Raw genomic sequence first — 14,508 nt, forward strand, 5'->3', positions numbered from 1 at the left:
GATTGGCCGTCCCGCCGGATCAGTCCGGCCAGGCGCCGTTGGTCACGCGCACCGCGTAGAAGCCGGTGGTCAGGTCGGTGTACCAGATCTCCTTGCGCTCCGGTACGAACGACGGGCTGGACACTGCCGAGTTGACCGAGCCCGGTCGCGTCGAGACCGGCGCATTGAAATAGGCCACTTCGCGCGGGTGGTAGGGATCGCGGATGTCGAACACGCGCAGTCCCGAGAGGAGCATGCTGCAGGCGACGATCTTGGGATCGACGCGCGTCGGCACGTTGCAGTAGTGGCCGGCGTAGCCGCCGACGAACTGCCGCGCACCGGGGTCGTCCGCCACGACGGGACGGTTCTCGGGCTGGTGCACCTCCAGGCGCAGGTCGGAGATGACCTTGGGTTTCGTCTCGTCGCCGATGTCGATGATGCGCGCCGCACCGACACGGATGCCGTTGCCGGCGGGCAGCTTGCTCTTGCCGTTGGTGGCGAACTCGTCGACCTCCACCAGGTAGGGGTGGCCCTTGATGGTGATGGGAATCGCGTTCTGTGGAATGGTGATGTTGTCCCACTTCAGGCGCGAGATCTCGCGGATCTTCGGGAAGGGCTTGCGCGCCTGCACCTCGGAGACGTCGAGGATGATCAGCGCCGGGTAGTCCTGGCCGCCGCCGATGAAGTCCTCGGGCGTGGTACTGCCGCCGGCGACGTAGGCGCGGTTGCCGTCGGCACTGATCGACAGGCCGTGCGAATAGATCGGGGTGATGGCCAGCGGCAGGGGCAGCACCGGATTGGAGATATCGACGGCGGTCAGCGTCGGCGCGGCATTCGACGCCGAGTAGAAGGTGCGGCCGTCCGGCGCCATGCCGCTTTCGTGGCCGAGGACCCCGACCGGCAGCGACGACTTGAGCACAGGGTTCCGGCAATCGGCAGTCAGGTCGTAGAGGTCGACCACACCGGGCCCGAACACGATGTTGCCCAGCACCGCCGCCAGCAGGCCGCGCTCCTTGCTCAGCACCAGCGACTCGTGCGGCGACAGCATTGCCGGCGTGAGCAGCCGCGCGGTCCTCACCGGCTCGGCGGGATTGGACATGTCGAGCACGTTCACGCCCAGCTCGCCCGCGAGGACGCTTTCCGGGAACAGGCGCGTGCTGTCGTAGTAGGCGCACTCATGTCCGGCAGCGTCGACATAGCGCTCCACCTTGAAGCCCGCCACCGAAACGGCCGCGTCGGTCTTGCTGTGCTGCCCGACCAGTTCGGTATTGCAGCTGAAGCCGGCGGCGGCGCGCCCGCTGTCGTAGTCCTCGCCCGTCACCCGCCCCTGCAGGTCCGTTTCCGGCCGCGATCCCGGCCCGCACACGGCCCTGGGCGTCGCCGACGGCGCGGCCCCGGTGCCGACCGGAACGCTGGAGTTGCCGCAGGCCGCGACGACGAAAGACAAGGCCACCGCCGTGGCCGACAGGATGCGATGCATGCGAGTTCTCCCCGAAACCGCTGGATCTGCTTTCTTGCTGCGGGCCGCGCGCGCAAGGCGGCGGCCCGGGAGCCTCATCGCAAACTAGTCCCGGCCGGAACAGGGGTCAAAGCAATGCGCGCAGGGACAAGTGATGCCCGCCCCCGCCTTCCTTCCTGGACTTTTCCGGGCTTGGGTCAAATTTACCGATCCCCGGGCCGGCATCGTCACCGGACTGCCATCTTCGGCTGCAAGAGTTTCTCTCCACCTTCAATCCCGCGCAGGGGTCCTTGCATGCCGCCGTTCACGCGCCGCGCCTTCGTCATCGCGTCCGGCGCGACCCTGGTCAGCCTCCTCTCCGGCTGCGGTCGCAGCGACGACGACAGCGGCGGCGATGGCGGCAGTCTCGACGCCGCGGACTTCACCCATGGCGTCGCCAGCGGCGACCCGCTGCCCGACGCGGTCATGCTGTGGACCCGTGCGCTGCCCGCGGCGGCCGGCGCCACGCGCGCGCGCCTGCGCTACATCGTCGCGCGCGACCCGGCGCTGACCCAGGTCCTCAGCCGCGGCTTCGTCAGCAGCACGGCCGAGCGCGACTGGACCGTCAAGCTCGACCTGCGCGACCTGGCCCCCGACACCGCCTACTACTACTGCTTCGAGTCCGCCAGCGGCCGCTCTCCGGTCGGGCGCACGCGCACCACGCCGGACGGCGCCGTCACGCGCCTGCGGCTCGCCTTCGTCACCTGCTCCAGCTACATCACCGGCTACTTCCACGCCTATCGCCGCGTGGCCGAGCGCAGCGACCTGCACGCCGTCATCCACCTGGGCGACTACATCTACGAGAACGGCACGCAGGACCGGGTGCGCCCGCACGAGCCGGCGCACGAGTTGCTGGACCTGGCCGACTACCGCCAGCGCTACGCCCAGTACCGCGGCGACGAGGACCTGCTGGAACTGCACCGGCAGCATCCCGTCATCTGGATCTGGGACGACCACGAGGTCGCCAACGATGCCTGGAAGGAGGGCGCCGGCGCGCACGATGAAGCCGCGGAAGGCGCCTACACCGCGCGCCGCGCCGCCGCCATGCAGGCCGCCTTCGAGTGGATGCCGATCCGTGCGCCCGACGCGGGCGATCCCTCGCGGGTCTGGCGCGGTTTCCGTTTCGGCGACCTGGCCGACCTCAGCCTGATCGACGCGCGCCATTTCGGCCGTGACGAACCGCTGGAACCCAACAGCCTGTTCGGCGACGCCGTGCCGGTCTTCACCCAGAGCGGCGACTTCGCCGATGCCTCAAGGCAGATTCTCGGCCCGGCACAGGAGGCCTGGCTGGCGCAGCGGCTCGCCACCGGCAGCGCGCGCTGGCAGTTGATTGGCAACCAGGTCTACTTCTCCCCGCTGAAACTGCTCGGCGCGCCCCGTGCCCTGGGCGGCGGCGGGCTTTACCTGTCCAACGACAAGTGGGACGGCTACGACCCGGCGCGTTCGCGCGTCATCGACATGATCCGCGCCCGCAGCCAGGGCAACGTCGTTATCCTCACCGGCGACGCGCACGAGGCCTACGCCTTCGAGGTCACCGACGACCCCAACGGCCCCGGCTACCAGCCGCTGAGCGGCGCAGGCGCCGTGGCGGTCGAGTTCGTCGCCACCTCCGTCACCTCGCGCGGCGACCTGCCCGCCGGCAACGGCCCCACCGCACTGTTCGCCCAGCTCTCGGCCAACGCCGAGCAGCTGCTGCGGCTGACCAATCCGCACCTCAAGTACTACGAGAACACGCTCAACGGCTACCTGCTGCTCGATCTCACGCCGGAGCGCCTGCAAGCCGAGTTCTGGATCGTGCCGCGAGTCACCGAGCGCAACGACGAGCAGTCGCTGAACCAGGCCTTCAGCGTGGCGAGCGGCAGCAACCGGCTGGCTGCCGTCGCGGACGCATCACAGCCCATCGCGAATGGACCGGCCGCGGCACCCTGATGGGCGTCGCCACCTACGCGGCATCGTCATTTCCCTTGCGGAAATAGACGATCCCCAGCCCCAGGATCAGCAAGGGCATGCCGATGGCGACAAAGCCCTGTTCACCGACATGGCGAAGGTTCGCCAGGAACCAGGCGCCTCCGACAACGATGCCGATCAGGCCGGATGTCTTCTTGCTCCACATGTTCGATTCCCCCGACTCCGTAAGGTGGGCCACATCAACCTAGTTGCAGGGCCGCGACGCCTTGTCGGGATATCGCTGGGACAGGGCCACGATTTCCGGGTAGGTCAGGCCTTTGACCAGCGCATTGACGTCGTTCCTGTGTCCCGTCAGCTTGGCCTGCTCGTTCTCTCCGATCGAAACCCTGGCGACCGCATTCAGCAGCATGCAATTTTCCTGCGGCGACAGCTGGCGCTGCATTTCGCCCAGGCTCCTCGCAAAGCTCATGTCATCCGTCGTATCAAGCCGAACAGGATCGGATGCAGCGCAGGCGGACAGAACCGCTGCAGAGAACAAAATAGGCAATCTATGCACTGAAATCCCCTCGATCATTTCTCTTGTTGCTGGGCTCATAAAGGCTCGAATTCTCAGAATAGTGTCGAGCTTGGCCCCTTTGATACGGTTCTCTACGCTAGGTCCGTAGGACGACTAACCCGTTCTAGGCGCCTTGTGTTCGGCAACTCCAGGCTTGCACCTTTCGCGAAGCCATAGGATCGAAGCGGCAGCCAGCCCAGGGCCGATGGCCGCGACTGCAAACCAATCCACTCCAACCAACGCCAGCGTTGCGGCGGCGCCAAGAAGAAGAACAATGCCGCTCACCAAATCACGGTGAGAAGGTGCTGTCGCATGAGCCGCCCAGACGGCAGCCACGGCCATGAAAGCAGGCGTGGTAGTAAACTGGATCATTGTTGACGAGGGGAAGTAGTCATGGAGGCAGCTCCGGCTCACTATCGGTTCGCCACATGACCTCTCGGCAATCCCCCAGATCGACCAGTAGGCGAGCATCGCCAGCAGCGGCGCCAAGACTGCCACCACCGGCACCATGGCCCATCGGAATTTACTGACTGCACTCATTGCTTCTTGCTTCTCCATCCGGCTCTGGCTGCATGCAGGTCTGGCCGCCGATGCTCTCTTCGCGAATGGCGGATCAGTGATCCGCCTGGGCTTTGATGCATTAAAATCTTTTGCCCATTCACTTCTGACATGTACGCGGATGAAGCTTGAACTCAGTCTTTAGTTCTTCAGCTTTCCCCGGGAGGCCGCTTCGCTCCAGACTCTGGCTCCATGCTTGGAGCAGTGCAACGTCGTCATGGCCTCCCAATGTATGGGCCATTCGGAACTCAGCTCGGGCCAGTGATTCCCTCCCGAGCGCGGAGTACCCCCTGCCCAGCGCGAAATGAGCATTCCACTGCCTCGAATCCAACTCAATCGCCTTGCGTGCAAGATTGACAGCAGATACCGGCTCCTTTCTCCACAGAAAAGCGTCAGCGAGATCCACGTACTCCCCTGAGATATCTTCGGCTGTTACATCCGATTCCTTCCGCGCCTCGTCAGCGGCTTCCTCGAAGAGATCGACAATACCGGAAGTGCGCGCATGCCCCCTGGTGTAAACGCCGGCAATGATCCGCTCCAGCTCATTCGTGCCGCCACTTCTGAATCGGAGCAACTGCGCCTGCATGGAAAATTCACTACGCGCTCGATCTGGATCTCCCAAGCGGAGGAATGCACGCCCCATGTCTCTATGGACCATCGAGCGATTCACTCTGCCATCCGAGTCATGGGCCGCGGCTTCCAGCGCATCAACAGCATCCTGGAAGCATCCGAGCCTCGAGGAAATCTGTCCGGACAGCAGGAACAGGGAAACATTCTGTGGGTCCTGTCTTCTGCCACTTTGTATAGCCGCAACGGCTTGATCGATACGACCCGCGTTGATTAGCGATAGCGCCCAGCAGGTATGGCAGACTAGGTTGTCCCGATTCAAGCGAACGGCACGCGAGAAATGGTCTGCGGCTTCAGAGAATCTTCCAAAGCGCTCCAGTGAATTTCCGAGATTCAACTGCGCCACTCCTGAATCTGGATTTGACGAAGCTGCATTCTGGAACAACACCAAAGCATCTGCTGACTTCCCTTCCTGCATCTTTATCACACCCATGTTATTCAGGGCCGATGAATAGCTCGGGTCCAACTCCATCGCGCGCCCAAAAAGCGCCTGGGCGTCCTCTACATCTCCATCGACATACTTCAAGGCCCCCAACGCATTGGCAGCCACAGCCGATACAGCTGACGCGCTTTCTAGCAACTGATACATGGATTTTTCATCGACGCATTTTCCCTGCGAAAGACACACGTCCGAAATCTCATGCTTGCCGAGTTCCGATTGGACTTGAAGATATATGGAAGACAAGCGCGCCAGATGATCTACAGATTCAGCGGATGATCCATTTTTTGCGTTTACGCCCAGTGATTCCACCGCTTGAAAGTTTCTGCCTTGGGCCAGAAGCACTTGCGAAAGGCGATACGTCACCAAATCCTTGAACATCGGCCGACTCCCAAGTGCGGCACGGTAATAGGCCTCTGCTTCGGCGTAGGACGACTTCTGGAATGCAATATCACCAAGAATTGTCAAATAGAATGGCTTGTTGCCGCCTTGTGAGTTCAAGGACGAGAGCTCTTCGATTCTCGCCGTTGTGGCGTCGAAGCTGGGGTCTGTCGTTGCTCTGTCCAGCTGAAACTGGAAGAGAACCATCTCCTGCGGAAGCAGCTGATTCGCCACCCAGAACGATACTTTTTCGAGCAGATTGTTGGCCGAAGTCGCCGTTATGGATGTGGTGACGTCGAGATCGTCCCTTACTATATGGACCCTGGCAAATAATTCCCCCTCCCCCGGCGCGGTGATACTGACGCTCAGGCGATTGGTTTCTCTCTTTAAAAGGTAAGCCGCGTACGAAAGGGCCTCACGAATGGTCGAATCCAGCCGTGACGTCACCAGGTCAGGAATGGGGCGTGTGTGCTGTATCAGCAACCGTTGCGTCGATGCGGGAAGCTCGGGCAAAACCCTCAGCTTATTCTCGGACTGAAGTATGTACGCCAGATCGAGAGTGAACGGCTTCTGTGAATGAGCTGAAACCTGAAATCCCTTTATACGGGACACAATCTCCAATTCAATGGTTTCCGGCGATGCCCCCTGCTCCGATACGGCCTTTGGGAGCTGTCCCACCTCGACCAGCATGGCATCTGTCGATAGTTCATGGATCACTACCGCTGCGACGGCAATGGCGCCGATGATGAACAAGATGCTCAAAGCGATGGAGCGAAAAACCTCCAGCTTCTTCTGAATGGCTTCCAGAAGGCTTTTTTTGTCTTTGCCTTTGCTCTCCTCAGCTTCGACCACGTCAAGCTTCACCACAACATTTCGATCGCGATTGAATGAGACCCGAAACGGCCCACGTGCGTTTCGCATTCTCATGACCATGCTAGGTGCTTTCAGCGGTCTGGAGGAATAAGGAATCCTCGGCGCGCCTGCCGAGGCTGCCATTCGCAGCATGGCCGATTTGGTGGCTCACGGACTCACTCCCCCGGCAAACTCCGCGTAATCCGCGACGTAAACATCCCATGCAGATCCTGCGGCACGTGATGTCGTAGCTGCGCCTGCGCCAGCGGCGCGCGTGAGGGTTCGCGGGCGTCCAGGATCATCAGGCGCGAGCGATGCTTCGCCGGGTCGTAGGCCACGGCGAGCAGCCAGCCGTCATCCTCGGCGGCGCGGGTATGGCGCGGCACGAAGATCGGTTCGCCGACGACGTGGTCGGGCGGCAACTCATGGGTCTGGCTCTTCAGCAGTCCGTGGTCCACCTTCACGACTGCGGCGCGGCCGTTGGCGAGCTTGGCGGCGTAGTAGCTGAAGTCGGTGACCGTGCCGGTGCGGCGCCGGTCGTGCTGCGGCAGTTCGCCGACGTGCTCGCAACAGGGCGCGCCGCTGACGCGGCCGTCGGCGCCGATGCGGTAGCGCCACAGCCGCCCGCCGACGGTGCGCGATTCGGTGGTGCGGAATTCGCGCAGGGTGCCGTTGAGCTGGTCCCAGTCCTCGTCCCAGCGCAGCAGTTCGACGACCGTGTCGGGGCCTTCCTCCCAGGCGTTGTTGATGTGGAAGTGCATCAGCGCCTCGTGCTCCACCTGGCGCACGCGGCCGCCGTCGCGCGGCACCAGGATGAAGCGCGTGCCCAGCTCACGGCGGAAGTGCATCAGGCGGTCGATGCTGTTCAGGCCCAGGGCGATGCGCGGCAGGTCGGGGACGATGGGATCGAGCACGAACACCATGTGCCGCGGCGTGAGGCCGAAGTCATGGTTGAACACCAAGCGCGGGATGCGCAGGCGGTGGAACTGCGTCAGCTGGCCCCAGGGGTCGATGCGGTAGCAGCGGATGCTGGGCCAGGGCAGCAGCTCCATGCCGAAGTTGAACAGCTCGCCGCTCTCGGGATCGAACTTGGGGTGGGCGGAGAAGGTTCGCGGCCAGGGCAGCTCGCCCTGGAAGTCGTGCTCGCCGAGGGTCTTGAGCGTGTCCGGGTCCAGCTCGTAGGGGCGGCCGGCTTCCCACAGCATCAGCAGGCGCTCGGGATGCAGCACGACGTTGGTGTTGGCGGCGTTGGCGGGAAAGCGGAAGGCATTGGCCAGCGGCCCGCCGGGGCGCTGCGTACCGCCGCCGCGCAGCGTGATGCCGCGGTTCTTCAGGCCTGCAAGGTATTGCGGGGTGCGCACGTAGCGGTTGCGGTAGCGCAGGCGCCGGCCGGTCAGGGTGTACTCCGACAGCATGCCGTCGCCGTCGAAGACGTGCTGCAGCGGCGCACGCCCAGTGCCGGTCTCCCATTGTCCGGGACCGTTGCGGTACAGGGTGCCGATCAGGTCGGGCGGCAGGCGGCCTTCGATCTCGTCGACCTCGTAGTCCTGTTCCTTGAGCATCGGCTCGAAGATGCGATGCCAGTCGGCGGCGGTCTCGGGGGGACCGCCGCTGCCGTCGCTGTCCTGCCTGCGCGGTGGGTTGATCACTCTGCCTGCTCCGGAGGGTTGGTCAGGAAAAATTCGTTGCAGATCTTTGCCGGCCAGCCGCAGATCGCGCGGCTGGCGGCCATGCCGGACATCACCGCGGCTTCGACGCAGCCGGCGTTGATCGAGGTGCGGGTCCAGTCGCCGGCAAGCTTGAGGTTGCGGAAGCCGCTGCGATCGGGCGGCAGGCGCCGCTGGTTGTGGCGCGCCGGCGACAGCACGTAGCGCTCGGAGCCGCCGATGTTGGCGCAGAGCCATTGCTCGTCCAGGCAGGCGACACTGCGGCAGTCGCGGCCGCCCTGCACGTAGAGGTCCATCCAGTCGTAGGGGCGCTCGCCGGGGTGCGCGGCGCGATGCGGCTCGATTGCCGCCGGCCAGACCCAGCCGGCGTAGTTCTGCAGCCAGCGGATGGTTTCGGTGCGCACCGCCGCCAGGGCGCGCCGCGGTGTCTCGGTGTCGCTGGCCGCTGCATCGCTGAAATTTCCGGCCAGGGGGCCGCAGAGATACACCGAGGCCACCGGCGGCCGTTCGCCCCAGTCCTCGGTGGCGATGACCTGGCTCATGTCGGCCCAGACGTTGTGCGGCTCCGGTGCGGCAACCATGGCGCCGATGCCGCCGCGCCAGCCGAGCTGCTGCAGGCTGCGGTTGAGCCAGAGCTGCGCCGACTGCGTCTCCACCACCGGGATTTCGCGCAGCATCAGGTCCCAGGCGACGCTGTTGTCGCGTAGGGCTTCGCAGACCGGCGCCAGGCCGCCGAGCGAGATGCCCAGCACCAGCTCGTCTTCGGCGCCGATCTCCAGCGAGGTCTCGGCCACGTCCTCCCAGCCGGACCATTCCGATTCCAGGTCGATGCCTTTCTCCCGCAGGGGCCCGCCCTCATGCAGCTGCTCGTAGAGGGGTTCTCGCGGCCAGCAGGGCAGGCCGCTCTTTCCCACCGCAATCAGCGGGCGATAGGTGTCGCTGCCGGCGGGGACGGTGGCCTGGATGCCCAGGCGTACGCGGCCGACACGCTGCCGGTCCTGCGGATCCAGTTCCAACGCCCGCACGCGGTGGAAGAAGTGGAACTTCACGCCGCGCTTTTCCAGCACCTGGTACAGCGGTGCGATCACGGTCTCGCCCATGCCGGCCTGCATCTCGTACATGGCGTGGCCGCGCCAGCACACGCCGATGCGCAGCAGCAGGCCCAGTGCGACACCCGCCGCCATGTTCGGGCGGTTGAGATCGCCGTCCTCGTAGGCCAGGGTCGCCGAGTAGAGCGCGCGCAGCGGCGTGCAGGCCAGCACCTCGTGGCTGGCACCGTGGCGATGCAACCATTGGCGCAGTTCCAGGTGATCGATGCTGCCGAGGCCGCGCTGCGGCACCCGGTCGGCGATCATGCCGCGCAGCACGGTGAAGCCCAGCTCCAGCATCTCGCGGATTTCGGAAAGGCCCGGCGTGTCGGGATCGGGACCCGGCTCCATCAGCTGCCGCAGGGTGACGCGCACGCGCTCGAAGGCCTCGCCGAGTTCCTCGTAGATGAGGTCGTCCAGTTGCGACAGCGGCGGCAGGAAATCGAACAATCCACTCAGGTGCAGCAGCGCATCGTCCTGGCTCTCGCGGGGCGAATCGACCCACTGCGCCTCTGCCTGCTCCAGGCCCTGCAAGCCGCTGACATAGTCGCCCTGCCAGCGCAGGCGGCCGGGCATGCAGTTCTCGGCCTGGCGCCACAGCATGGTCAGCAGGCGCTGCATCAGTTCCTGCGGGCCGGGTTCGACATAGGCACCGTCGCCGGGTTCGCCGGCGGAATCGTCATGGCTGAAGCCCAGCACCAGCCGCCGCCAGGCGGCGCCCTCGGGCTGCATCAGCGCCACTTCGTCGCGGCCGTCGAAAGCCTGCTCGAACGTGGCCAGTGGCGCGCCGTCGGGGCGCGCGATGTCGGCGTGGTGCTGCCGCTCGGCGTAGCAGGCGCGCATCATCGCAAAGGCGTTTTCGTAGAAGCCGAACCACATGTGCAGGCCATGCTCCTCGTTGCGCCAGCCGCGTTGCGGGTTGCGGCTGCTGGCGCACTTGCCGCCGAGCCGCCAGCCCGGCTGGTAGAGGTCGATGGAGGCGTAGCGCTGCTTCCAGGCCGGGTCGGAGGTGAGGTGCCAGGCCGCGGTCAGCGCGCCGATGCCGCCGCCGAGGATGATGACGCGCGGGCGGGGCGACTCAGTCATCGGTGGCACTCCCGCGCTTGACCGCAGTGATCAGCTGGTGGCGCCAGGAGCCGGCGCTGAGCGCCGCGCCCTGCCGGCGCGATCCGCGGATGTTGGCGTGCTGCGCGGCAGTGCGCAGGCGCAGGCAGCGCAGCAGCCATTCGCCGAAACCCCAGAACCAGGCCATGCGCTGCAATCGCCGCAGCGAGGGCCGCACGTTGTCGGTGATGTCGGTGATGCGGATGTCCTCGAAGCCGGCCTGCTCCAGCCACTCGCGCCATTCCTCGGCCATGGCGATGTCGGGAATCGCCCAGTCGTCGAGCCAGTCGCGCAGGCCACGCTCCTGCTTTTCCTGCAGCGGGCGCGCCACGCGCAGATACTCGGCGATGCCGATGCGGCCACCCGGAACCAGCAGCCGCGCCGCTTCGCGCAGGGCCGCCGGCTTGTCCGGCGAATGGCACAGGCTTTCCATCGCCCAGTAGGCGTCGAAGCTGCAATCGGAGAACGGCGTGGCGTGGTAGTCGGCCAGTTCGAACCAGGCCTTCACGCCCAGCTTGCGCGAGGCCTCACGCGCCTGCCCCACCTGGTTGGGCGCCAGCGTGATGCCGGTGACGCGGGCGCCGTAATGCCGCGCCAGCCACAGGCTGCTGCCGCCGATGCCGCAGCCGGCGTCCAGCAGGCGCTGGCCCGGTCGCAGGCCCATGCGCACCGCCAGCTCGCGGTTGAGGTTCAGCAGCGCCTCGGCATGGCTGCGCGTGCGCTCGTCCCAGTAGCCGAAGTGCAGGGCCAGGGTTTCGCTGGAAGTCCAGGCCATGCGGTAGTCGAGCGAGGTTTCGCGGTAGTACGTGCGGATGCGCTCCTGCAGTCCGCTGGCAGACGGAGCGTCGCTGGCGGGCGCGTTCATCGGTGCGCGCCCGGACCGCGGTCATGCGGGTGTCGAGATTCCATGCTTCCCCCTGGGCCGCCTGTCGCCGGCGGCTTTCCCGAGTGTCTGAACTGCCGGATCCCGCCCCCGCGGAACCCGCTTCCTAGGACCTGTTAACCCTATGTCAGTCGCAGCGACTGGCATAGGGTTAACAGGCCCTAGCCTGCGCCCTTCAGGGCGCCCGACTCAACACACCAGCCCGATACGGGTCGCCGCCAGCGTCGCCTCGGCGCGCGTGGAGACATTGAGCTTGGAATACAGCCGCTTCACGTGGGTGGCCACGGTGTTATAGCTGACGCCGAGATCGTCTGCCGCCTGGCGCAGCTTGACGCCGCGGGCCAGCACCGTCAGCACCTCGAGTTCCTTGCAGGTCAGTTCGCTGGCGGCCGTCGGCATCGGCACCGTGCGCATGCAGGTCTTGAGCAGCTGGCGCGCGGCCAGCGGCGACAGCGGCGGGTTGCCGCGGGCCAGGCCGCGCAGGCGCAGCACCAGCTCCTCGGATTCCTCGCCCTTGACCAGGTAGCCCTCGGCGCCGGCGCGCAGCGCGGCAGCCAGGCGCTGCTCGTTGCAGTCCTCCGCGATCGCCACCACGTGCGCCGGCATGCGGCCGTCATGGGCCAGGGCGATCAGCTCGCAGGCCTCATCCATGGTGTTGCCGGCTTCCACCAGCACCAGCTGGTAGGCATGGCGCTGCAACAGGCTGCGCGCCGACACCGGGTCGCCGGCGCTGTGCACGGCGATGCCCGGAAAGGCTTTCTCGACGATGCGGCGCAGGCGCTCGCGGTCTTCGCGGCGGAGGTCGACGATCAAGGCCTGACTGAACTGGTGCACGCGCTTTCTCCTGCTTCAAGTCCCTGGACCGATTGTGGAAATCCGCCGGGATCCACGCCTGAAAGGGGTCTGACCAATTCCTGACTAATTCCTGACTTGAACGGCATGGCGGCGCCCCTTAAGGTCGGGCGCATGCAGGCAGGCCCCGACGAAGAAACGATCCTGGAAAACTGGCTGGCCGCGCTGCCGCAGGGCGGCGGCGCGGGGAAGCTGCACCTGCGCCACCTCGCCACGCCGCTGGGCCCGCTGCTGGCCGGCGCGACGGAGGCGGGCGTGGTGCTGCTGGAATTCGCCGACCCGGCGCGCCTGCGGCGCCAGGGGGCGGCGCTGCGGCGGCATTTCCGCGAGGCCTGGGTGGCGGCGGACCACCCCATGCTGCGCCGGCTGGAAGCCGAGCTGGCGGACTACTTTGCCGGCCGGCGCCGGCAGTTCGAGGTTCCGCTGGTGTTTCCCGGCACGCCGCTGCAGCAGGCGCTGTGGCAGGCGCTCACCGAAATTCCCTGGGGCGAGCGGCGCAGCTACGAGCAGATGGCGGCGCAGCTGGGCGTGCCGGCGGCGGTGCGCGCCGTGGGTACCTGCAACGGCCTCAACCGCCTGGCGATCCTGGTGCCCTGCCACCGCCTGGTGAACAAGGATGGCCGTGGACTGGGCGGGTATGGCGGCGGCTTGTGGCGCAAGCGGCGGTTGCTGGAGCTGGAAGGGAGTCCACCACGAGGGCGTCCTAATGTAACTCCCTCTCCCGCTGGCGGGAGAGGGCTGGAGTGAGGGTGGAGCCTGCAATCGGAGGCGAGGTGCGTAACCGCCCCTGCACCACCCTCACCCTAACCCTCTCCCGCCAGCGGGAGAGGGAATTAATATGAAGCTTAGCCTGAGCGCGTCACCGCCCGCAGCAGCGCCAGCGCCCCCAACTCCCGCAACTGCTGCAGCTGCGCCTCATCCCGCAGCAGCAACGTCCCGGCAAACCCCAGGGCATTGACCCCCAGCCCCTCGTGCACTCCCTTGCTGCGCCGCACGGCCATCATCCAGTCCGGCGTCATCAGCAGGTTGTAGCCGCTGTAGCCCGCCGCGCCGCCCATGCCCAGCGCGCCCAACAGTTCGCTGTAGTGCGCCAGCAACCGCTCCGGCCGCGCCAGGTCGTCCGGCGCCAGCGTGGCCCAGGCATGCGCGAAGGGCCAGCCGGCGCCTCGCTCGCCCTGGGCCCAGCGGCGCGGGTCGAAGGGCTCGCCCTGCTCCACCGGCAGCAGCGGCCAGGGCAGCAGCTGGACGTGCCGGTGCCGCTGGCTGGCGCCGGCCGCGGCGCCGCTGTTGAAGAAGGCCAGTCCGGCAGTCTGGCGCAGCGCGCCGCCGACCGCGGCGAAGTCGGCCGGCTCCAGCGCCGCCTCCTGCTCGGCGTAGGCGCGGGTCACCACCAGCGCGTGCCCGGCCAGCACCTGGAACTTGTTGAGCAGCAGCACGTGCGTAGCCGAAAGATCGGCAACGAACATCGCCGGATCGTAGGGCAGGAAGGGGTTGGCCGGCTGCGCCGATTCGCGCTGCTGCCGCTCGGACTCGCTCTTGCGCCGCAGGTCGGCGACGCGCAGCACGAAGCTCAGGCCATGGTCTTGCAGCAGCTCGACCCGCGTGGGAATCGGCTGCAGCGCGCCACTGGCTCGCGCGCGGCGGGTCGCCGCGGCGATCGCGGCGTTCAGATCCAACGCCGGCATTGCGCTACTTGGCTTTCAGCAGCTTGGCGGCCTTGGCGACGTCCTTGGCCGGTACCCAGAAGATTGCGCCGAAGCGCTGCTTGCCGGCGCTGACCGCGTCGATCGCGGTGATGCCGATGCCGGCGTCGCCGAGCACCTGCAGGATCGGCAGCAGCGCGCCGGTGGCGTCCTTACCCTGCACCAGGAAGCCGCTCTTCTCCTGCGACAGCTTGGCCGACAACAGCTTGGCGATGGCCTTGAGCTTCTCGGGCTTTTCCGGCACCAGGTCGACCTGGCACCCCTTGCCCTCGGGGAAGGCGGTCAGCGCCAGCAGGTTGATCTTGTTCTCGCGCAGGGTCTGCAGCAGCAATGCACCGACGCCGGGCTTGTTGGGGGTGCGCAGCTTGTAGTAACCGACCTTGCGGATGCTTGTCGCCATGGGCCTTCTCCTG

General features: G+C 66.3%; 13 protein-coding genes. 2 read left to right on the forward strand and 11 right to left on the reverse strand.

Annotation, left to right across the window (positions count from 1 at the left end):
• Positions 1 to 19: 19 nt before the first annotated feature.
• Positions 20 to 1,459: an LVIVD repeat-containing protein gene (locus D0B54_RS22845; protein ID WP_117294507.1), complete on the reverse strand. Its 1,440-nt coding sequence runs from the start codon at positions 1,457 to 1,459 to the stop codon at positions 20 to 22.
• Between the two features lie 273 nt (positions 1,460 to 1,732).
• On the opposite strand from D0B54_RS22845, the gene D0B54_RS22850 reads away from it, so the two are divergent.
• A complete protein-coding gene (locus tag D0B54_RS22850; protein ID WP_117294509.1) occupies positions 1,733 to 3,406 on the forward strand; it encodes an alkaline phosphatase D family protein in 1,674 nt (557 codons plus the stop codon).
• A gap of 13 nt (positions 3,407 to 3,419) precedes the next feature.
• On the opposite strand, the gene D0B54_RS24525 is transcribed toward D0B54_RS22850, so the two are convergent.
• From D0B54_RS24525 to D0B54_RS22885, 8 genes are all read right to left on the reverse strand, one after another.
• Positions 3,420 to 3,590: a hypothetical protein gene (locus D0B54_RS24525; protein WP_162932644.1), complete on the reverse strand. Its 171-nt coding sequence runs from the start codon at positions 3,588 to 3,590 to the stop codon at positions 3,420 to 3,422.
• 39 nt (positions 3,591 to 3,629) lie between these two features.
• On the reverse strand, positions 3,630 to 3,827 hold the full coding sequence (locus D0B54_RS22855; RefSeq protein ID WP_117294511.1) for a hypothetical protein: 198 nt from the start codon (positions 3,825 to 3,827) through the stop codon (positions 3,630 to 3,632).
• Between the two features lie 228 nt (positions 3,828 to 4,055).
• On the reverse strand, positions 4,056 to 4,499 hold the full coding sequence (locus D0B54_RS22860) for a hypothetical protein (RefSeq protein ID WP_162932645.1): 444 nt from the start codon (positions 4,497 to 4,499) through the stop codon (positions 4,056 to 4,058).
• 100 nt (positions 4,500 to 4,599) lie between these two features.
• Positions 4,600 to 6,810 carry a tetratricopeptide repeat protein gene (locus D0B54_RS22865; protein WP_162932646.1) on the reverse strand — a complete coding sequence of 737 codons (2,211 nt, stop codon included), beginning with the start codon at positions 6,808 to 6,810 and terminating at the stop codon, positions 4,600 to 4,602.
• A 164-nt stretch (positions 6,811 to 6,974) separates the two neighbouring features.
• Positions 6,975 to 8,447 (reverse strand): carotenoid oxygenase family protein, encoded by a 1,473-nt coding sequence (locus D0B54_RS24530; RefSeq protein ID WP_162932647.1) that lies wholly within the window; start codon positions 8,445 to 8,447, stop codon positions 6,975 to 6,977.
• Positions 8,444 to 10,639 carry an NAD(P)-binding protein gene (locus tag D0B54_RS22875; protein WP_117294517.1) on the reverse strand — a complete coding sequence of 732 codons (2,196 nt, stop codon included), beginning with the start codon at positions 10,637 to 10,639 and terminating at the stop codon, positions 8,444 to 8,446. The genes D0B54_RS24530 and D0B54_RS22875 overlap by 4 nt, the downstream gene beginning before the upstream one ends.
• A complete protein-coding gene (locus D0B54_RS22880; protein WP_117294519.1) occupies positions 10,632 to 11,522 on the reverse strand; it encodes an SAM-dependent methyltransferase in 891 nt (296 codons plus the stop codon). Before D0B54_RS22880 ends, D0B54_RS22875 begins: the two co-directional genes overlap by 8 nt.
• A 207-nt stretch (positions 11,523 to 11,729) precedes the next feature.
• Positions 11,730 to 12,374 (reverse strand): helix-turn-helix transcriptional regulator, encoded by a 645-nt coding sequence (locus tag D0B54_RS22885; protein ID WP_117294521.1) that lies wholly within the window; start codon positions 12,372 to 12,374, stop codon positions 11,730 to 11,732.
• Positions 12,375 to 12,479: 105 nt separating this feature from the next.
• Between D0B54_RS22885 and D0B54_RS22890 the strand changes: the two genes are divergently transcribed.
• Positions 12,480 to 13,139, forward strand: coding sequence for a methylated-DNA--[protein]-cysteine S-methyltransferase (locus D0B54_RS22890; protein ID WP_162932648.1), 660 nt, complete (start codon positions 12,480 to 12,482; stop codon positions 13,137 to 13,139).
• Between the two features lie 98 nt (positions 13,140 to 13,237).
• On the opposite strand, the gene D0B54_RS22895 is transcribed toward D0B54_RS22890, so the two are convergent.
• Together D0B54_RS22895 and D0B54_RS22900 are read right to left on the reverse strand one after the other, a co-directional pair.
• Positions 13,238 to 14,077, reverse strand: coding sequence for a phosphorylase (locus tag D0B54_RS22895; RefSeq protein WP_117294525.1), 840 nt, complete (start codon positions 14,075 to 14,077; stop codon positions 13,238 to 13,240).
• Between the two features lie 4 nt (positions 14,078 to 14,081).
• The gene (locus tag D0B54_RS22900; protein ID WP_117294527.1) at positions 14,082 to 14,495 is read right to left on the reverse strand and encodes a hypothetical protein; all 414 of its coding nucleotides are present in this window, start codon (positions 14,493 to 14,495) and stop codon (positions 14,082 to 14,084) included.
• Between the last annotated feature and the right edge of the window lie 13 nt (positions 14,496 to 14,508).

The sequence above is a fragment of the Solimonas sp. K1W22B-7 genome (assembly GCF_003428335.1).
Lineage (GTDB): Bacteria > Pseudomonadota > Gammaproteobacteria > Nevskiales > Nevskiaceae > Solimonas_A.